This is a genomic window from Variovorax sp. J22R115 (assembly GCF_030317005.1).
GTDB lineage: Bacteria > Pseudomonadota > Gammaproteobacteria > Burkholderiales > Burkholderiaceae_C > Variovorax.
This window is the reverse complement of sequence record NZ_JASZYM010000024.1, coordinates 73432-92799: the sequence shown is the minus strand read 5'-3', so window position 1 is coordinate 92799 and position 19368 is coordinate 73432. Positions and strand designations below refer to the sequence as shown.

At 64.2% G+C, this 19368-nt stretch carries 21 protein-coding genes; 7 read left to right on the top strand and 14 right to left on the bottom strand.

The window, feature by feature from the left end; genetic code table 11:
* Positions 1–154 precede the first annotated feature (154 nt).
* From QTI04_RS30960 to QTI04_RS30905, 12 genes are all read right to left on the bottom strand, one after another.
* On the bottom strand, positions 155–1015 hold the full coding sequence (locus QTI04_RS30960) for a transporter (protein WP_286619014.1): 861 nt from the start codon (positions 1013–1015) through the stop codon (positions 155–157).
* Positions 1012–2271 (bottom strand): bifunctional 2-polyprenyl-6-hydroxyphenol methylase/3-demethylubiquinol 3-O-methyltransferase UbiG, encoded by a 1260-nt coding sequence (locus tag QTI04_RS30955; protein ID WP_286619013.1) that lies wholly within the window; start codon positions 2269–2271, stop codon positions 1012–1014. Before QTI04_RS30955 ends, QTI04_RS30960 begins: the two co-directional genes overlap by 4 nt.
* Before the next feature lie 64 nt (positions 2272–2335).
* Positions 2336–3820 carry an arylsulfatase gene (locus QTI04_RS30950; protein WP_286603799.1) on the bottom strand — a complete coding sequence of 495 codons (1485 nt, stop codon included), beginning with the start codon at positions 3818–3820 and terminating at the stop codon, positions 2336–2338.
* A 62-nt stretch (positions 3821–3882) separates the two neighbouring features.
* Positions 3883–4284, bottom strand: a complete 402-nt coding sequence (locus QTI04_RS30945; protein ID WP_286619012.1) for a hypothetical protein — start codon at positions 4282–4284, stop codon at positions 3883–3885.
* Positions 4285–4291: 7 nt separating this feature from the next.
* A complete protein-coding gene (locus QTI04_RS30940; protein WP_286619011.1) occupies positions 4292–4705 on the bottom strand; it encodes a YidH family protein in 414 nt (137 codons plus the stop codon).
* A gap of 47 nt (positions 4706–4752) precedes the next feature.
* Positions 4753–5517 (bottom strand): hypothetical protein, encoded by a 765-nt coding sequence (locus QTI04_RS30935; protein ID WP_286619009.1) that lies wholly within the window; start codon positions 5515–5517, stop codon positions 4753–4755.
* 87 nt (positions 5518–5604) lie between these two features.
* Positions 5605–6198 carry a hypothetical protein gene (locus QTI04_RS30930; protein WP_286603803.1) on the bottom strand — a complete coding sequence of 198 codons (594 nt, stop codon included), beginning with the start codon at positions 6196–6198 and terminating at the stop codon, positions 5605–5607.
* Between the two features lie 31 nt (positions 6199–6229).
* A complete protein-coding gene (locus QTI04_RS30925; protein WP_286603804.1) occupies positions 6230–7078 on the bottom strand; it encodes a DUF2092 domain-containing protein in 849 nt (282 codons plus the stop codon).
* 36 nt (positions 7079–7114) lie between these two features.
* A complete protein-coding gene (locus QTI04_RS30920; protein WP_286619008.1) occupies positions 7115–7528 on the bottom strand; it encodes a hypothetical protein in 414 nt (137 codons plus the stop codon).
* Between the two features lie 105 nt (positions 7529–7633).
* Positions 7634–7957: a cell envelope biogenesis protein TolA gene (locus QTI04_RS30915; RefSeq protein ID WP_286603806.1), complete on the bottom strand. Its 324-nt coding sequence runs from the start codon at positions 7955–7957 to the stop codon at positions 7634–7636.
* 194 nt (positions 7958–8151) lie between these two features.
* A complete protein-coding gene (locus QTI04_RS30910) occupies positions 8152–8766 on the bottom strand; it encodes a response regulator transcription factor (RefSeq protein ID WP_286619007.1) in 615 nt (204 codons plus the stop codon).
* A 4-nt stretch (positions 8767–8770) separates the two neighbouring features.
* Entirely contained in the window at positions 8771–10609 is a 1839-nt protein-coding gene (locus QTI04_RS30905; RefSeq protein WP_286619006.1) for an ATP-binding protein, read from the bottom strand.
* 37 nt (positions 10610–10646) lie between these two features.
* On the opposite strand from QTI04_RS30905, the gene QTI04_RS30900 reads away from it, so the two are divergent.
* The 3 genes from QTI04_RS30900 to QTI04_RS30890 all read left to right on the top strand — a co-directional run bounded on the left by QTI04_RS30900 (position 10647) and on the right by QTI04_RS30890 (position 12365).
* Positions 10647–11288, top strand: a complete 642-nt coding sequence (locus QTI04_RS30900; protein WP_286619004.1) for a tripartite tricarboxylate transporter substrate-binding protein — start codon at positions 10647–10649, stop codon at positions 11286–11288.
* 182 nt (positions 11289–11470) lie between these two features.
* Positions 11471–11779 (top strand): hypothetical protein, encoded by a 309-nt coding sequence (locus QTI04_RS30895; protein ID WP_286603812.1) that lies wholly within the window; start codon positions 11471–11473, stop codon positions 11777–11779.
* Positions 11780–11786: 7 nt separating this feature from the next.
* Positions 11787–12365, top strand: a complete 579-nt coding sequence (locus QTI04_RS30890; RefSeq protein ID WP_286619002.1) for an NnrU family protein — start codon at positions 11787–11789, stop codon at positions 12363–12365.
* An 11-nt stretch (positions 12366–12376) separates the two neighbouring features.
* Here the strand turns inward: QTI04_RS30890 and QTI04_RS30885 are convergent, their stop codons facing one another.
* Positions 12377–13279 carry a LysR family transcriptional regulator gene (locus QTI04_RS30885; RefSeq protein ID WP_286603815.1) on the bottom strand — a complete coding sequence of 301 codons (903 nt, stop codon included), beginning with the start codon at positions 13277–13279 and terminating at the stop codon, positions 12377–12379.
* A 101-nt stretch (positions 13280–13380) separates the two neighbouring features.
* Between QTI04_RS30885 and QTI04_RS30880 the strand changes: the two genes are divergently transcribed.
* Together QTI04_RS30880 and QTI04_RS30875 are read left to right on the top strand one after the other, a co-directional pair.
* Entirely contained in the window at positions 13381–14298 is a 918-nt protein-coding gene (locus QTI04_RS30880) for a dihydrodipicolinate synthase family protein (RefSeq protein WP_286603816.1), read from the top strand.
* A 52-nt stretch (positions 14299–14350) separates the two neighbouring features.
* On the top strand, positions 14351–15307 hold the full coding sequence (locus QTI04_RS30875; RefSeq protein WP_286603817.1) for a tripartite tricarboxylate transporter substrate binding protein: 957 nt from the start codon (positions 14351–14353) through the stop codon (positions 15305–15307).
* Between the two features lie 4 nt (positions 15308–15311).
* On the opposite strand, the gene QTI04_RS30870 is transcribed toward QTI04_RS30875, so the two are convergent.
* Entirely contained in the window at positions 15312–16919 is a 1608-nt protein-coding gene (locus tag QTI04_RS30870; protein ID WP_286619000.1) for a phospholipase D family protein, read from the bottom strand.
* Positions 16920–17064: 145 nt separating this feature from the next.
* Between QTI04_RS30870 and QTI04_RS30865 the strand changes: the two genes are divergently transcribed.
* Positions 17065–17325: a hypothetical protein gene (locus QTI04_RS30865; protein ID WP_286618999.1), complete on the top strand. Its 261-nt coding sequence runs from the start codon at positions 17065–17067 to the stop codon at positions 17323–17325.
* Between the two features lie 223 nt (positions 17326–17548).
* Positions 17549–19357, top strand: coding sequence for a PQQ-binding-like beta-propeller repeat protein (locus tag QTI04_RS30860; RefSeq protein WP_286618997.1), 1809 nt, complete (start codon positions 17549–17551; stop codon positions 19355–19357).
* Positions 19358–19368 lie beyond the last annotated feature (11 nt).

Below are 19368 nucleotides of genomic sequence, written 5' to 3'. Positions count from 1 at the left end.
GGCGCACTCGCAGTGCGCAACCCACGGTACTACTGCAGGAGGCAGACCCTTTCCCTCTTACCCAATCACTTCAGCCCGCCTCCGAGGATGAGGACGGGCCATCATGTCTAGTTAGCCTCGTCTTGAAGCCGAGCGGGCCCGTCGGGCCCCGGCTTCACTTGGGGAACATGAACTGCGCCTGCACCCGGATCTGCCAATTGGCGCCGTTGTCCGGCTTGACCACGTTGTAGTAAGCCGAGAGCTGCGTGTTCACCGGCAACTTGCCCAGGTGAAAGATCTTGCCGATGCCTCCGCCGAGGGGCACGGTCCATCGCTGGCTGCTGTCGGCCTTCCAGTCGGCGGTGATGATCGGGGCGGTGGTGAGATAGAGCCCCCCCGGGAAGTTGTAGTTGATGAATGGCTGGAGCAGGAAGTTGTTGTACGAGCCACCCTGCCCGCTGCTGCTCACCGACCAGATGTTGTTGAACAGTGCGCCATAGACCCACGGGCTGCCGTGGTCGAGGTGCAGCACCACGGCGGACGGGCCCAGGCCCCAGTTCTTGTTCCCCAGTTCTGAATTGCTGTTGGTGGGCAGCTGGATCACCGGGCCCGCGCCCCAGATCCACTTGCCGGGATTCGCCGGCGAAAGGAAGGCCGTCACCACCATATCGCCGACGCCACTCGTGCTGTCGATGCCGGGGCCCAGGGATGGCATCGAGATGACCGGCAATATCGTGCGCGTGATGATGTTCCAGTCCTTGTTCACGGAGATCGGGATCACCGGCTGGATGTTGAGGATGTTCTGCGTTCCCTTCTCCGGGCCGTAGTTGAGATTGGTGTTGTTCTGGAAGGGCAAGCTGACCATGTTGCCCACCGGATTCTGTGCAAGCTTCGCGAGCTCTTCGGCGCTCATCTCTGCGCGCGCCGGCAGGCCCGCGAACAGAACCGCGGCCATGCCCCAGATGGCTGCAGCCTTGGCCGGCGTGTTGTAGTCGCTGCGCGCGTTGCGCACCGCGCGCGCGTCAGTGTTTGTCACATCTGCCTCCTCGCGCGTGCCCGTGAAAGGTCGAACACCACTTGGTCGTACCACCACAGGCCCTCGAACAGGACGCGCGCAACACGGCGAAGCACGGGATCCGGCGCGATCTCCCCGATGGAGCGCCTGCCGTCGATCGCGTCGACGAGCGCCTTCTGCTGTGCGGTGATCGGCAGGTACAGGTCGGTGTAGCTGTGGTGCCTGTTGATCAGCACCGCCGCGGCGCCCGGCTGCAGCCGTTCCTGGACCATGACCGTGTCCGGCCGACGCAGCGGCACATAGCCCAGCCATGCGTCGCCCGCGAAGTCGACGTGTGCGCGATCCGGTCCGTCGTCGCGGTAGGCCACGAGGCTGTGCCGGACCATCGATCCACGGAACAGCTCGACGGCGGCGTACCGCTGTTCCACCGGGAGCCGGTCCAGAAGCGGACGGTGCGCGGAGGATGCCAGCCCACCGCATTGCGGCAGGTAAGTCGCCTGTTCCATCCAGCGTCCGAAGGCGAAGCCCCCCGCGCGAAGGAAATCGAGGAGTTGCGGGACCGCGTAGGCCCGATCCTGGGGATGGAGCAGCGCGTCGGCGATCCCCGCTTCGCTCTTGAAGTCGGGCGCGCTGCGCAGCAGCGGCATCAGCGGGTGATCCGGCGGCAGCGCACGAAGACTCGCGGTGAGTGCCTTGATCTCGTCGGCCGTCGTACCGATGCCGATGCGGCGGCAGTAGTCCTGCAACAGATACACCCCCGCGCGGCCATAGGGTGCATAGACCATCAGGTGCACGGCGCCGCCGGGCTCGAGCACATCGTGCAGCGCTCGCAACCCGGCATCAGGATCCGTCATGTGGTGCAGCACGCCCGTGCAGACGACGTGCTCGAACGTGCGCCCCAGTTCAGCTACGCTCTCCACCGGGAGACGATGGAGTTCGAGGTTGTCGAGTCCATGCTTGCGCCTGAGCGCTTCGGTCTTCTCGATGCTCGTCACGCTGACATCGATGCCCACCACCTTCGCGCGAGGCCAGCGCATCGCGTGCTTGGCGGCTTGCGACGTGCCGCATCCCGCGACCAGGATGCTCCGGTCTTCCCGGTAGGGTTCATCCGGCCAGAACAGGCAGGCCTCGGCGCGACGCCGATCCTCACTCCACGATTTTCGGTAGCTCTCCAGATCGTCGACCGGTGGCGGGTAGGGATGACGTTCGTAAAAGGCGCTCACCTCCTGCGCCACCCGGGCGGCGCCCGAACCGTGTGCTTCGTGGTCTGTCAACATGGCCGCGCGGTGGTCGAGCAAGGCCCTGGACACTGCCCCGCCAGCCTTGCGCACCTCGTCGAGATCAGCCGTTACCGTGACCCGCCACCTGCGCCAGCACCGCGTCCAGATTGAACGAGGCGGGCTTCTGGCGCGGCGGGAACTTGGCAAAGTCCGCGATCTGCGCGGCGATCACCGCCTGCATCTGGTACATCTGCGGCACGTGGTCGACCATCCAGTCCAGGTAGGTGTTCGAGTTGTATTCGGCCCGCTCGAACGGGTCGCGACGCAGGTTCAGGATGTACGGCAGCCGAAGCTTCACGAAGGGCTCGGCCCACTGTCTCATCGTGTTGGCGCGTTGCACCGCCAGATGGAACTTGTAGTCGCCAACACGCACCGCGATCACCTCGCCGTCATCACTGAAGTACACGATGGCGTTTCTCGGGCTCTCCTTCGCCGCACCGCTCAGGTAGGGGATCTGGTTGTAGCCGTCGAGGTGGACCTTGAACTTCTTGTCGCCCACCTTGCAGCCATCGAGGAGCTGCTTTGTCACATCCTCATTGCCGGCAGCCGCGAGCAAGGTCGGGAACATGTCGATGTGCGACACGATGCCATTCAACACCGAGCCGGCCTTGATCTTGCCGGGCCAGCGCATGAAGCACGGCACCCGCCAGCCGCCTTCCCAGTTGGAGTCCTTCTGGCCGCGGAACGGGGTGCTCGCGCCATCCGGCCAAGTGTCGTTCTCCGGACCGTTGTCGGTGGAGTACATGACGATGGTGTTGTCGGCGATGCCCAACTCGTCGAGCTTGGCGAGTATCTGGCCGATCTGCTCGTCGTGGACGACCATGCGATCGCTGTAGGGGTCCTGTCCGCTCTTGCCGAGGTTCTTCTCCGCGACGTGGGTGCGGAAGTGCATCGCCGTCGAGTTGTACCAGAGGAAGAAGGGCTGGTCCGCCTTCGCCTGCTTCTCCATCCAGCCGATGGCGGCGTCGGTGATTTCCTCGTCGATGGTCTCCATCCGCTTCTTCGTCAAGGGACCTGTGTCCTTGATGGTCTGTCCGCCCTTGCCGTCGGACAGGCAGTGCAACACGCCGCGCGGGCCGAATTGCTTCTTGAACTCCGGATCCTTGGGATAGTCGGGAAGCTCGGGCTCCTCCTCGGCGTTCAGGTGATAGAGATTGCCGAAGAATTCGTCGAAGCCGTGCACGGTGGGCAGAAATTCGTCGCGGTCGCCCAGGTGGTTCTTGCCGAATTGGCCCGTCGCGTAGCCGAGCGGCTTGAGCAGTTCGGCGATGGTCGGGTCTTCCTTCTGCAGGCCGACCGTGGCGCCGGGCATGCCGACCTTGGTCAGGCCGGTGCGGATCGGGTTCTGGCCGGTGATGAAGCAGGCACGGCCCGCGGTACAACTCTGCTGCGAGTAGTAGTCGGTGAAGGTGACCCCTTCTTCCGCGATGCGGTCGATGTTTGGCGTCCGATAGCCCATCATGCCCCGGCTGTTGTGGCTGATGTTCCAGAAGCCAATGTCATCACCCCAAAGAATCAGGATGTTGGGCTTTTTCGTCGTCGTCATGGTTCTTCCTCAACGTTGGCGAGGTGCCAGGTCACCTCTGAAATGGCCCTGGGGTATGTGGCTCAGGGGTGCGGTCCCCGTCGACGCAGGATGCGATTCACCAGGCTGCGAAACACCAGGTAAGGCAGGACCGCCAGGACCACCGCGACCATCACGGCCTCGCCCGGATAGAACCAGCGCACCGAGATGAACTGGTAGACGGCATCCATGACGATCGCCACGATGAAAACCTTCCCGATGTGCTGCCAGCCTTCGCGCAGCAGGGCCTTGCGTTGCACGCGATCCCGCACGAGCGCCGACATGTAGGGCGGCCGCCCGTCTCGCGCGTCCTGCCTGCCGGCCCTGAAAGCGAAGAAGGCGGCGACCGCCGGCTGGAGAATGAAACGGAAAGCCAGCGGCGCGTGCCGGCCGCTCGTGATGTCGTCCCAGATGCGGGTCCAGATATCCAGCATCACGTCAAGCATGGTTGCCTCACAGCAGTTTGAAGGCGATGCCGACGAAGATGAACAGCCCGGCCACGGACATGATCAGCGCCATGACGAGCGAAGGCTGCAGCGTGCGCATCTTCTTGTTCTCTCGCAGGTGCTTGAGCCGCAGCCAGTACTCGATCGTCCCCATCACCATCGCCACGGTGCCCAGGCCGGTGAGGAACAGGCCCACGTCGCGTGGCATCTCGGCCTTGATGGTGTGGGCGGCTTCGTGCTGCAAGCCCTCGATGATCTTGTAGATCGTGAAGCCGAAGCTGATCATGGACAGCGCCGTCCTCACCCAGGCCATGAGCGACCGGTCCGCGGCCATGACGGTCCGGTCGACGGCCAGGTCGGTGTTGAGCTGCGCCAGCTCGCTGGATGTCTTCGGCGGCGGCGCGCCGGTTTCGGGGTTCACGTTCGGAGCCATTGGGGACCGTCTTTCATGTCCGTGCGCCGGTGCGATCAGAACTTGAATCCGACGCCCGCAAACAGGCCGCCGAGTGCAACCTTGCTCAGGAGCCCCTCGTCCCGCTCGAAGCTCAGGTAGCGATAGCCGAACTTGAACGAGATGGTCGGCGAGTACTGGTAGCTGGCGCCGGCGATGGCTTCCCAGCTCGACGTCGAATGTTCCCCCCAACCCGCATCGAGGTAGCCCATCAGCGACCACTTCTCGTTGATGGGCGCGATCACGCGTGCACCGACGATGCCGTTCCACCAGCCCACGGATTCGTGACGTCCCGGCCCCGGCAGGTTCGGCGCGAAGTCCACGTCGGTCTTGGCGTTCACGTAGCGCCCGCCCGCCAGGACATCGACCGCGACGGGACCGTCGAAGACCCGATAGAGGCCGGCCAGGGTGTAGATCTGCTGTTCATAGTCGACGTTCAGGCCCACGGGGACGCCGAAGATCCCCTCACGGGACACGCCGAGCTTCACGTACTGCATGTCGAGCAGCGCACCCCAGGGGCCCTTGCGTGCTTCGAGCGTCCCCATCGCGCCGAAATCGAGTGCGCTCAGGACGCTCGTGGAGCTCACTCTGGAGGTGCTTCCGGGCAAGGGACCGAGCCGGAGGTCCGAGGAAATGCCGGGAGCCCAGAGATAGGGAATGAACTCGAACTGCCATGCGTCGGCCGGCGGGATGCCCTGCGCCGCGGCCGAAGAGCACGCGAGAACCACGGCCAGGCCGCCGGCATTCTTCATCAGGGTGCGCGAGTATCTTGACGTGCGCATGGCTTGTCGGCCTCAGGATGTGGTGGTGCGCAGGTGCGAAAGGAAATCATTGGGACTCGTGCGAGTGTGGGATCGAACAGTACGAGTTCAAGGCGCCGGCACGACGCTGTAGTACACGCCGTTGGCGCCGAACGAGGGCCTGAACCAGGAGTTGCCGACCTGGTAGTAGGTGACGCCGGCGCGATCGACATAGACCGCGCCTGTCGGAAGCGCGGCGAAGCTGGCGCCCAGCGGGTAGGCGGGAATCGTGTTGGCCCGAGCCACCGCAGCACCCGCCACCGCGCCTGCCGCCAGGCCGACGGCGGCGCCCGCAGCGACGGCAGCGCCGCAGTCGTAGTAGCAGCCTGGGTGGTAGTACGGCACGGCCACTGGCCGGTAATAAGGCGCGTAGCCTCCGTACCCGTAGGCCGGTGGGTGGTAAGTGGTGAAGCCGCCGGCCGTGGTGTGCACGGCCCCCATGCCGTAGGCGCCCGTGGTGGTTCCCCCGTAGCGGTTGGTGTGACTGGTTCCGCCGTACCAACTGTGCGTGGTGCTTCCGCCGAACGCGTTGTCGTGGGTGAATCCGCCGAAGCCGCCCGCCGTGCGGCCGCCCCAGGCATTCGCCCGCGCCCAGGCCGAGGCGGACGTGTGGAATCCCGTGGTCAGAAGTACCGCGGCGAGCAAAGGAAGGATGGGTTTCATCGGTTTCATTTCGACAGTCCTCGCGCATGCCTCATGGCGCATTTCTCGGCTTGCCACTCCTTGCCTTGCCGGTGGCGGGGGGCACCCGCGGCGCAGCGAACGGGATCCTTCTCGCGTTGGCCGCGTTGACCGATGCGAAAGCCTCCGCGGCCACGACGGGGTCGAGCTTCCAGTTCGACAGATCCACCTGGTGGCGCAACAGAAGCGGGTCGCCGCGGTAGGTCGCACGCAGCCTGCGCGGCAGCTTGTCCTCGGCACCGATCCAGATCTGCATGAACAGTTCGTCGCTGACCACCGCGACCACGTCGGTCGTCGTTCCGCCGACCGAGGTGGACGGGCCGACGTAAAAGGCCTTCGTCAGGCCCTCCGCGATGTTCCTGAACGGGTCGGCACCCAACAAATCGGCGAAGGGAAAATAGATCGCGGCGTCCTTGAACGCCATTTCAAGCATGGCATCGATGGTGGGCGGCGCGGGCGCCACCGCAACAAGGTTCTCGGAGGGTGCGAAGGCGGTGAGCGTCTTGCCGTCGAAGAAATACTCCGAAGCCCCGCCGTCGCCGCTCGTGATCACGCGCAGCTTGTTCGGCCGCTGCATCAGGACTTCGGAGGTCGTCGTGAAGGCCAACGGCGGCCCGACGGTGGAGGGGCTTTCATACGTCGCGACGGCCGTGAAAGCCATCGACGACGATGCGGTGAGGGCGCCGCTCATCGCTCGCAGCAATTCCATCACCTTGGCTTCCAACTGCGGTGCAGCGCTGGCTGCCTTGCTCTTGGGCGCGGAAGCCTTGGCTGGGGTGGCCTGGGCATGCGCCCCGATCACGAATGTCACGCTCGCGGCAAACAGCAACGCCTGGGCGAGGAGCTGAAATCTACACTTCACTGAGATCTCCTTCAGCGGCTCCTCGCCGCCTCGTTGCTACCGACGGAATCCGATGAATGCGGGACCGCCCCAGCCGCCCCAGCCGCCCCAGTCCATGGCATCCATCTCGTTCATCTGGGCCGCCTCGAGGTTGTTGTTGCTCAATTGCTTGGCAACGCGCATCCGCTGGTAGTCCTGGTATTGCGGCGGACCGCCCACGTAGGCCAGGTTGTTCATCGAGTCGGGCAGGACGTAGTAGGTGGAGCCCTGGTATTTGACGGGGCTGACCTTGTCCTTCGGAAGCTTGGCGAGGATCGCCTGCTGCCCCGGGTTCTTGGGCGTGATGACCTTGAAGCCGGCAGCAATGGCCAGGTTGTCGTTGTTGAGCGTGTCGGTGGTGGCGCAGCCCGCGGCCAACACGATCAAGGCGACTGCGGCGACTCTCTTCCATAGATCAGGCAGGTGCTTCATGGTTGTGTACCGAGTTGTTGGAGCCATGGATCCAGTGCCGTGCATGAACCGGCCCGATGCGTCGCCGGTCCGTGTCTGGCGGCACGAACCGGGCTTCGGCCTGGCTTACTTGGCGCCGGGCATGTCCGGTGTGCCGCCCTGCTTCGATTGCTTCCTGTTGGGATGCTTGTCGTCCCGCGTCTCTACACGTGCCTGACCGGCGGCGGCGGCCTTGCCGGTCCCGATGGCATCGTTCTCGGGCGACTTCGCCCAGTCGCCGGTCGGCTTCTTCACCTTGTCCTGCGGGCGTGCATTGGCCTTGTCTTGCGCGCGCTGCTGCGGCTTGCTGTTGGTGATCATCTGTTCCTGCGACGTCGTACCCGGCGGGTTTTGCGCGTAGGCGCCGGCGGCGAACAGGCCGGCGATCATGGCTGCGAGAAGTCTGGTCATTGCGTTTCCCCAAGGTGAACAGATTGAAGGGCCTCTCTGCCATGAAAGTGTCTTCCAGGGCATCGGGACGCTGCCTTGCGCCAGTTCCGTACTTGCGCGATGGCTTGGCGCAATCATTGTGGAAGCGGCTCTTCGGCAAATCCAGCCGGGCTGCCACGTACCCCCACGTACGTGGTCGGCTGCGCCGGACCCGGCTAGTCGGGCGATCGCTCGGAATGAAGCCGCATCAACTCCGTGATCGAACTCACGCCCAGCTTCTCGAGCAGCCGGCTTCGGTGCTGCTCCACGGTGCGATAGCTGATGTCCAGGTCCTTGGCAATGACCTTGCTCGGCAAGCCCTTGAGCGCCAGTTGCATCACTTCGCGCTCGCGCAGCGTCAACGCAGCGATCTCCTTGTCTAGGCGCTTGCCCCCCTCGGTGGCCGGGCGGTTGCGCATGGTCGCGTCGCGGCGCAAGGCCTCGTCGATGGCATCCAGCAGCTGCTGTTCCCGGTAAGGCTTCTGGACGAAATCGACAGCCCCGTCCTTGACGGCCTTGACCGCCATCGCGATGTCGCCGTGGCCGCTGATGAAGACGATGGGAATGCGCGCGCCCATCGCCGCGAGACGCTCCTGCAGCGCCAGGCCGCTCATCCGCGCCATGCGCACGTCCAGCACCAGGCAACCGGGGCGCGTCGCGTCGAAAGCGGCCAGAAAGTCGACCGCCGAGCAGTACGCCTCGGTCGCGAGGCCAACGGAACTCACCAACTCCCGGACGGAGTCGCGATAGGCCTCGTCGTCATCGATGATGAATACGGTCGGCTCTGCCATCGTGTCAGTCTACCGAAGTAGCGGTCGGGAGTGTGAAACTGAATATCGCGCCACCGCCGTCGCGATGCGACGCCCACAGCTTGCCTCCGTGCGCCTCGATCAGCTTGCGGCAGATCGCCAGTCCGACGCCCAGGCCATCGGACTTGGTCGAATAGAACGACTCGAAAATCCGCTCCAGGTCGCCTTCAGCGATACCGGTGCCGCGATCCGAGACTTCGACCACGACCTCTTCGTGATCCTTCACGCGGAGGGTGACGGTGATCTCGCGGGCGCCACCCGGTGGCGCGCCCTCGATCGCCTGCATTGCATTTCGCAACAGGTTCAGGATGACCTGCTGCAAATGGATCTCGTCGACCACCACCGCCGGGAAGGAGTCTTCCGGCGCCAGTCTGATGTGGATGTCGCGCAGCTCGCAATCCATCTTCACCATGCCCACGCACTCGGCCACCGCGCGCTCGATGTCGATCAGCTTCGGCTCCAGCTCATGCCGCTGAACCATGCCGCGCATGCGTGTCACCACGTCGCCCGCCCGCGTGGCTTGCCCGATCACCTTGTCGAGCAGGTCGACCAGGCGGGACATGTCGGGCACGGCTTCGGCGGCCCGCCGACGCGCAGCCAGCGCGTAGTTCTCGATCGCGCCGAGCGGCTGGGTGATCTCGTGCGCCAGCGCCACGGACATCTCGCCCGCCGTGTGAACACGCACGAGGTGCGCCAGCCGCTCACGCCAGTGCGCGGCCTCGACCTCGGCCGCCAGCTTGCGGCGCTCCGCCGCCTCGCGCGCATGCAGATTGGCGAACACTTCGGCAAGCAGGCTCACACCGGGCGTCACCGCCGCGGGCCATTCGTGTTCCCGCTCGATGCTCGCCAGGGTGAGTGCCCCAGCGTTGCTGCCCTGCACCGTGATAGGCACCGCGAGGAGGGAACGCACGCCGATCTGTCGCAGCGTGGCAGCGTCGGCCTGTGCCTCCGTCGGAAGATCCGCGAGGTGACTGATTCGCACGACACTGCCGCGCTCGACCAATCCATAGATCCAAGGCAAATCGACGGACTTGCCTTCCGCAGCCGGTCCGGAAAAGCCGTCCGCGTTCCACTGCTGCGTCACACCGAAGGGCACGCCGACCCCGCTGTGCCAGAGCGCCACCCGCTCGGCGCCCACGAACTCGCCGATCTGCCGTAGACCCATCGCGATCGCCCGATTCTCTTCGCCGGGCCTCGACAGGACGAGCGACGCGAGAATGTTGCTCGCGAGCCGCTCGAAGCCGACCGCCAGATCGAGTTCTTCCTGCGCGCGCTTGCGTGCCAGGGCACTGCCGAAAATCTCCGCCAGCAGACGCATGCGAGCGACAAGATCGTCCGGCCAACTGCGCTCGCTGCGGACGCAGCCGAAGTTGAGACTGCCGTGCAATTGCCCTGCGACGACGATGGGCATCATGACGTGGGACTTCAGTCCGATCTTGCGCCAGTTCTCCTTGTCGAGGCTCGCCTCCGGCGGAAGCTCATCCAGACTGGCAAAAACGATCGGTTCGTTGGCAGTCGCTTTCGCGAGGGCCCACGGATTCGAATCCCGCGCGGGGAGCAGTCGTTTGGGCACTGGATCCACCCCCTCTACGGCGAAAGAGTGGGTGACCTCGGCGCGGCCAGTCAGGGGGAAGACACGGCTCAGCGTGGAACGATCGATGCCCAACGCCGACACGATCCGTGCGAGGCCCTGCTCGATGGCGTGATCGATGTCCTGAATAGGAATGGCGATGAATGCGGCCGACAGATCCGACAGCAGGCGCTCGAAGCTCAGCATTTCCTGGAGCGAAGCGTGCGCCGTGACCGAAGCGATCTGCTCCGTCATCGCCCTTCGGAACGGATAATCCGGCCTGTCCTCGTGCATGACTTCAGAAGAAGAGGTTGTATGCGTCTTCGAGGGCGGCTCGGCAAGGAACGTCGCGCTGTACCTGGCCGAGCGAATGAGAGAGCCGCTCAAGCGGCCGGTGTTCGTAGAGGAAAGGCCAGGGGCGGGAGGGCGCGTTGGCGCACTGGCTCTGAAAAACGCGGCACCCGACGGGGCGACCGTGGCAATGCTTCCCATCGCAGTGCCAGTGCTGGCGCCGATGACCTTCAGGGACGTGCAATACGACGCGATGCATGACTTTTCCCCCATTTCGCAGATCGCCAGTTATCGCTTTGCGTTTGCGGTTGCTGCGAACCACCCCGCGCAGTCGTTTCCTGACTTTGTCGCCTGGCTGAAATCCCACCCGTCGCAAGCATTCTATGGATCGCCTGCGGCTGGAAGTCTCCCTCATTTCCTGGGCGTACTCATTTCCAAGGCGATCGGCATCGACATGACTCAGGTGGCTTACAGGGGATTCGCCCCGATGTCGATCGACCTCATCGGCGGCACGGTTCCCGCCGGCATCTCGTCGAATTCGGACTTGATCGACATGCACCGCGCAGGCCGGCTCAGAATTCTCGCGACGTCGGGCTCGAAGCGCGAGTCTCAATTGCCCGACGTGCCGACCCGCGCCGACTAGATCTGCCCGATCCTCAGTCCACGTACGTGGACTAAGTAGCCGCCGGGATAGTCCGCCCGAAGCGCGAGTTTCAGAATGCTGAGCACCGGACCCCGCGCGCGACCGTCATCTGGCTAGGTTCGGCCGTGATGCCCTACGACCTGTTCCTGATCCTCGAGCTGGTCGGAGCCGAAGGAGTCCCTATGCCAAGTCGCAGTCATTCCGCAGCGGCCATCGCTGCCTTTTGTGCCATTGCCAGTGGTTGCGCCAACTACCAGCCGCCGGCGGCGTTTGCCGGCTTCTCGTCGCCACTGGTGGCGCGCAACAGTTGCGTCGACTCCGTCTCCCGCGAGTTCAAGGTGCCAAAGGAAAACGTGAAGCCGATCAACGACGCGAGCACCATGATCGATGGCATCTATGTCGTCAGTCTCAGCATTGGCGCGGGACAGCCGTTGATCAACTGCACCGTGAACGAGAACGGCAACGTGTCGGACGTGATTCGGGCGCGCTGAAGTTCTCATGTCCCTTCTTGTCCTGGGTCTCATTCTGTTTCTTGGCATTCACTCGGTATCCATCGTCGCACCTGCCTGGCGAGATGCCCAGGTCGCACGCCTCGGCGAGAGAGTGTGGAAAGGCATGTACGCCCTTGCCTCATTGGTCGGTCTGATGCTGCTCATCTATGGCTACGGCCTGGCCCGACAAACGCCCGTCGTGCTGTACACGCCGCCACCGGCGATGCGCCATGTCGCACTCCTGCTGATGCTGCCCGTGTTTCCGCTGCTGTTCGCAGCCTATCTGCCCGGACGCATCCAACGAACGGCCAGGCATCCGATGCTGCTTGCGGTCAAGCTGTGGGCAGCATCGCATTTGTTGGCCAACGGTACGCTTGCCGACGTGCTGCTGTTCGGCGGCTTTCTCATCTGGGCGGTGGCTGACCGCATTTCGGTCAAGCACCGCGCCGTGCAGCACAAGGTGCCGGGCGCTCCGCCCGGCGCCCTCAACGACCTGATCGCTCTCACCGTGGGGCTGACCGCGTATGTCGTCTTCATCTTCTGGGGGCATGCCTGGTTGATCGGCGTATCGCCGATGGCCTTCTGATTCCTCCCGGGCTACTGCCTGGTTGGCATTGGATAGGCCTGTTGAATCAGATTGCGCAGGGTGTCCAAGACGCCTCGCCGACCACCGCGGCGCCAGACCAGGTGAAGTTCGACATCGAAGCTGTCGGCATCCCGCAGCGATCTGAACTCCACCCCGGCGTAGCGCAGTCTTTGCGCAGAACGGGGCACGAGCGCCACCCCAACTCCCGCATCCACGAGCGACAGTATCGAGTGCGTGTGACTCAGGGTCTGAACCGTTTCCGGTGCGACACCCTCGGCTCGCAAGCGTCCTGCGACCAACTCGTAGAGGTAGCGCGACTCCGAGGGGCAGAACTCGATGAAAGCTTCCCCTTCCAGCGCGGACAACGGTATGGAGGCTTGATCGGCCAGCCGGTGTTCGGCCGGCATCGCGAGCACGAAGGGTTCGCGAAAGATCGCCACCGATTCGGTAAAGCTGCGCGGGGCGAACGGCCGCACGATGCCCAGTTCGATGCGATCAGTGCCGATCGCCTCGACCTGTTCGACAGTCTGCATCTCGCGGAGCACGACCTGCACGTCCGGCAGTTGCGCATGAACCGCAGCCAGCAACTGCGGAAGCAGGGTGAAGCTTGCAGCAGGAATGAAGCCCATCGTGACGCTCCCGGCATCGGCACGCATGGCGCGGCGCGCGGCCAGGGTGGCCGCCTGACTGCGGCGCAGGATGTCCTCTGCCTCGTGCAGGAACACGGCGCCTGCCGGTGTCAGGCGCACGTTCCCACCGGAACGCTCGAGCAAGCGAACTCCCACTTCGTGCTCCAGCAGCTGGATCTGCCGCGTGAGGGGCGGCTGGGTCATGTTCAGGGACGCCGCGGCACGGCCGAAATGCAGTTCGGTGGCCACGGCCACAAAACAGCGGAGTTGGGTGAGCTGGAACACGATTCAATTCTTGGATTGCAGGATCCGGTATATGGATTGGACGCCTTTCGAGGCGCCTTCTAGAGTAGCCGCTTCCTCGACCTTCATTCGCTGACAACAAGATGAGTTCTTTCCATGGCACCGAGTTGCGCGCGGCACTCAACGGCATCTCGGGCATCCTCGTGTCGCCCTTCGACGCAAACGACAACGTGTCGGTGGCGCCGCTCAAGACGGTGGTAGATCGCGCGCTCAAGGCGGGGGTCCACGTGCTGGTGGCCAATGGCAACACGAGTGAGTTCTACGGCCTGCAGGCTCAGGAGGCCGAGCTGCTGGTGAATGCGGCGGCCGAGTACGTCGCCGGACGCGCGCCCCTACTGGCCGGCGTGGGCCGCAGCGTCCACGAAGCCTGTGCACTGGCGCGCGCCTCGCGCAAGGCCGGCGCCGACGCCTTGATGGTCCATCAGCCGCCCGATCCCTTCGTGGCGCCGCGGGGCGTGGTGACATACCTCCGGAAGATTGCCGAGGCCGCCGATGGGCTGCCCATGGTGCTCTATCTCCGGAACGACAACATCGGCCTCGCCGCCATCGAAGAGCTGTGTCGCATTCCGGAGATCATCGGCGTGAAGTGGGCGTCACCGACGCCACTGGTGCTCGCCGAAGCCATGCGTCGCACCGCCGACCGGGGACTGGCCTGGGTTGGCGGTCTCGCCGAAGTCTGGGCGCCACCCTTCTATGCGGTGGGCGCTCGCGGCTTCACGTCGGGCCTCATCAACGTGTTGCCGGAGCGCTCGGTGGCCATCTACGACGCACTGGAGGCAGCCGGCTACGCGCAGGCCATGCGGCTGATCGGCGAGATGTTGCCGTTCGAAGACCTTCGCGCCCAGGAAAACAACGGGACCAACGTGACCGTGGTGAAAACTGCGCTGCAGATGATGGGCAACGATTGCGGCGCGACGCGAGCGCCCTCTGCCTGGCCTTTGACCGACGGCCAGCATCAGCAGCTCCACGCGCTGATGTCGAAGTGGAATTTGCTCCACTGACCTCGCGCCGTCACCGAAGTTCGAAGCTCCCCATAACTATCAAGGACAAATCATGAATCGGCGATCTCTGCTCGTGCTGACCACCATCTTTTCGCTGTGCGGCGGTGCTGCCGCCCAGGAATTTCCTGCGCGGCCCATCACCATCGTCGTGGGTTCCAGCCCCGGAAGCGCCACCGACGCTCTCGCACGGGCTGTCGCCCTCGAAGTGACCAAGGAGACCGGCCAGGCCGTCATCGTCGACAACCGGGCAGGCGCCTTCGGCGGCATCGCGGCCCAGTTCGCAGCGCGTGCTCAGCCGGATGGCTACACCGTTTTCATGACGACGAACACGACCCAGTCCGCCAACCCCCATCTCCAGAAGAAGCTGTCCTACGACCCCATCAAGGACTTTGCACCGGTATCGTTGCTAACCAAGGGCTATCAGCTGCTCGTGGTGAATCCGAAGGTCAAGGCAAACAGCGTGGCGGAGTTGATCGCGCTGGCGAAGTCCGATCCTGGCAAGCTCAACTACGGTTCCGGCAGTTCCTCCGCGCAAGTGGCCACCGAACTGTTCCAGCAGATGACGGGGACCCGGTTCAACTATGTGCCGTACAAGGCCAACCCGCCGGCAGTGATGGACCTTGTCGCCGGCCAGACTGACCTGATGATCGCGGACATCGCCACGACCTTGCCGCAGGTCAAGGCAGGCAAACTGCGCGCCCTCGGAGTGACCAGCCAACAGCGCCTGCCCTTGGTGCAGGGCGTTCCCGCCATTGCCGAGTCGCTGCGGAGCTACGAGTTCGGCTATTGGAACGCGGTCTACGCGCCTGCGGGCACGCCAGCGCCTGTCGTCATTCGATTGAATGCCCTGATGCAAGGCGCCATGAAAACGCCGGCCGTACGGAACGCGGCCGATCAGGCCGGAATGGAAGTCGCACTGTCCACGCCCGACGAACTGGCTCGTTTTCAGCTGTCGGAGCTCCATCGTTGGGGCCAGATCATCAAGACGGCAGGTATCGTGGCGGAATAGCAGTTCAAAGCATCCAGTCGATCGGCAGCAGTTCAAGCAGGCGCACGGCAGCACGCTGCCACCAACTCGACATGGGCTCGACGGACAAGGGTTGGCGAATGCCGTCGACCCACCGCAGTGCCCCGCTCTCGGGATCCAGGCGCACCTCCCAGCTGCTGCGCGGAACGCGTACTTCGAAGACTTGCGCCATGGCAGCCGCCAACTCCGGGCTGTCGATGATGAGGCCCAATTCGGTGTTCAGCCGGGCCGAGCGCGGATCGAAGTTGAACGAGCCGACGAAGACACGTTCCGTATCCACACCGAAAGTCTTGGCGTGCAGGCTGGAGCCGGAACTGCCCGAACTGCCGGGCATGCGCCGACTATCCTCCCTCGGCGCTGCCTTGACGACTCGATCCGTCGGGTCAGGCTTGAGTTCGTACAACACGACACCTGCCGCCAACAGCCGCTGCCGATGGCGTGCGTAACCCGAATGCACCGCCAGAACGTCGGTAGCGGCCAGCGAATTGGTGAGGATGCGCACCCGCACACCGCGGACGGCCAGGCCGACGAAGTAGTCAGTGCCGGCATCGGTAGGCACGAAGTACGGCGACACCAGATCGAGGGTGCGCATTGGCACCCCGACGGCCTCCGTCATGTGATGCAACAGCAATTGCTCCGGTTCGGCCAGCGCCAGACCCTTGGACGGGTCGTCGACTAGCAGATGCGCAGGGGCCCAGACGAGTGAATAGTCTTTCCGGATCAGGCTTTCATAGAAAGGCAAATCACGCACCGCCTGCTTGTAGGAGGCAGCAAACTCGGACCGCTCGACCAAAGCAGTCCGGTGCCGGAAGGCGGTCAGGGCTTCAGCGGAGGGCGGCGTCACCAGCGAAGCGATCGGATATGCCGATGCGCTGGCCCAATAGGCATCGAAGGCGCTCGAGACTTGCTCGACCGCCGGCCCCATCGCCAACACGTCGAGGTCGGCAAATAGTACGCCGTCGGTGGCGCCGAAGTACTCGTCGCCGACGTTGCGGCCGCCCACGATGGTGATCACGCTGTCAGCCGTAAGGCTCTTGTTGTGCATCCGCCGGTTCGCGCGCGAGAAGTCGGTCAGGAAGCCCAGAGGCTTGAACGGACGAAACAGGAATGGATTGAACAGACGCACTTCCACATTGGGATGCGCGTCCAGAGAAGCCAACTCTTCGTCGAGCCCCGCATGGCCGTGGTCGTCCAGCAGCAAGCGTACGCGTACCCCTCGATCGGCGGCCGAGTGCAACGCCTCCAGCAACAGATGGCCGGTGGTGTCGTTGCGCCAGATGTAGTACTGCACATCCAATGTGCGCTCGGCATGCTGCGCCAGTTGCACCCGCGCCGCGAATGCTTCGCGCGGGTCTTCCAGCGAATGGATGCCCGTCAGTCCCGGATGCTGCGCCGTGACGACGCCGACCGCCCGGCCAAGCCGCGTATCGCGCGCTTCGGCTGCTGGCAGCGCCTTCGACTGGCTGCGCCCCTCGAGCGACGGCAGGGAACATCCGGCCAGCAGGCCCGCAAGAGCGACTGCTGCCAGCCATCGCCACCTGGGGAAAGTTGCAGACCCGACTCCGAAGTCGGCAAGGTTGCCGGGTCTCCGCACACGTGAATGCATTGATGCGCAGCCCGCTGGACATGTGGAGGATGTCCGAGATGCGTCGAGCGGAAGCCGGCGCGCACCGAAGGCGATCGGGTGTGAATCGGCATTGGCACCAGCGAAATCAACCAAGGGGCACGATATGTCGTTCATGAGTGATCTTCTCGCGCAGCCAGCCAACCTATCCATGGCGTCGAAGTACACGGTGATGAATGGCTATGTTTACCTAGCGGCGGGGGCATTGCTCATTGTCTGGCCGGGCGCGGTGCAGACGCTCTTGCTTCCTCTGGTCCTCGTGCCCTTGGCGATCGCTGGAATATTTCCTCATACGTTGGGAGCCTTTGCCATTCTCGACCCCGTGCTCGGCATTGGTGCCTGGTTGCTCCACAACCGCGAGACGCGACTGCGGTAGCTCTTTCGGGTGTTACTTGGCGGCCCGCCACGTACGTGAACCTAAGTGCTCGCCGGGATACCTCGTTCGATGCCTTGCCTTGAGAATTCGGGCCTGGAGCGTTCGCGCCAGTGCCTGGTCTTCAAACCCTGGACCTCGATTCCGACTTTCTCTCGCGCCGCCGGTTCGCGTCCCTGTCCAGGTTCCACATCGTCTTTCCGTCCCACACAAACGGGGTAGAAGCATGAAAAAGATCCTCATCACCGTCGGCGTGCTGGCCGTGGCAGGAGCGGCCATCGCGGGGGCTCTCTACGTCGCTTTTCCGGTGCAGATGACGACCTATGGGGGCATGGGGCTGAACTTTCTCAAATCGCTGTCCGCGCCGACGGGCACGCTGACCCTCGAATCGAATCCCGCGTACAAGGCACCCGTCGCCGTGGCGCCCTCCCCGCCTCTCGCCGACGCGGCATGGCCGAACGCGGCGGCTGGAGACTGGCCAAGCTACAACCGGACACCGTCATCGCAGCGCTACTCGCCGCTCGGCGAGATCAACACGAAAAACGTGGGGAACCTGAAGGTTCAGTGCACCTACGACCTGGACATCTTCACCGCCTTCGAGTCCGGTCTGATCATGGTGAACAACGCTCTGATCGGCACGACCGAGTTCGACATCTTCTCCATCAACCCGGCCACATGCACCGAAAACTGGCGCACGCGCCTGAGCTATCCCGGCGGTCTCCTGCCAGCCAACCGCGGCGCCGCTTACATGGACGGCATGCTGTTTCGCGGCACCCAGGACGGCCGGGTGCTGGCCTTCGATTTCAAGACCGGCAAGCAGGCGTGGGAGACGACCATCGCCGACCCGAAGCGGGGCGAATCCGTGCCGTCGGCGCCGATCGCGTGGGATGGCCTCGTCTACGTCGGCAATGCCGGCGGAGACTACAAGGGTGGCAAGGGCAAGGTCTACGCCCTCGACGGAAAGACCGGCAAGATCGTCTGGCAGTTCTTTCTGGTCCCCAAGACCGACGGGGACATCGTCCGAGGCCCTGAGGGCAAGTCGCCGCTCGACACGAAGACCTGGAACAACGCGCAAGGCATCCCCATCAGCGGCGGCGGAACCTGGACCTCGTACACCCTCGACATCAAGAACGGCCTGCTGTACGTGCCCGGAGGCAATCCGGCTCCCGACTTCGCTTCAGGGGCACGCGAGGGCGACAACCTCTTCACGGACTCGGTCGTGGTGCTCGACGCCAAGACGGGCGACTACAAGAACAACTTCAAGGTCGTCAAGAAAGACTGGCATGACTGGGACGTGTCCAGTCCCCCCATCCTGCACCAGACCATGGGCGGCAAGCAGCTCATGTCGGTCGCACCGAAGGATGGGCATCTCTATGGCTACGAGCTTCCCACCAACAAGCTGCTCTATCGCGTGCCGGTGACCACGATCGAGAACGCGGAAGGCGCGTTCGCCGTCGGTCAGGATGTTCATTTCTGTCCGGGTCCGGTGGGTGGTACCGAATGGAACACTCCGGGCTTCGATCCGACGACGAATCTCATCATCACCGGTACCGTCGACTGGTGCGATACGGTGACGATCAAGACCGACGAGAGAATGCGGAAGGTGGACGTCGGCCAGCCCTGGACCGGCATGGCAACCCTCAACCCCATCAACATGTTCGGCAAGGAAGACCGTACCGACGGACATTGGGCCGGATGGATCTACGCCAGCGACGCCGACACCGGCGTGTGGAAATGGCGTGTCAAGTCCAACTACCCCGTCGTCGCCGCCATCACCCCGACGGCCGGTGGCATCGTGTTCTTCGCCGACCTCGGCGGCAATTTCTATGCGCTGGACTCTTCCACGGGCCAGAAACTCTGGGGCGGGCCGCTCGGGACCGGCGGCGGGATCGGCGGCGGCGTGATCACCTATACCGTGGATGGCGTTCAGAAAGTGGCCGTCGCAGACGGATTCACCATGGTCGCGTGGCCAACGAAGCCGAGGCGCGCACGGGTGGTGGTCCTGGGACTCGACAGCGCCGCGGCGAAGAAGTGACACCGGAGTCC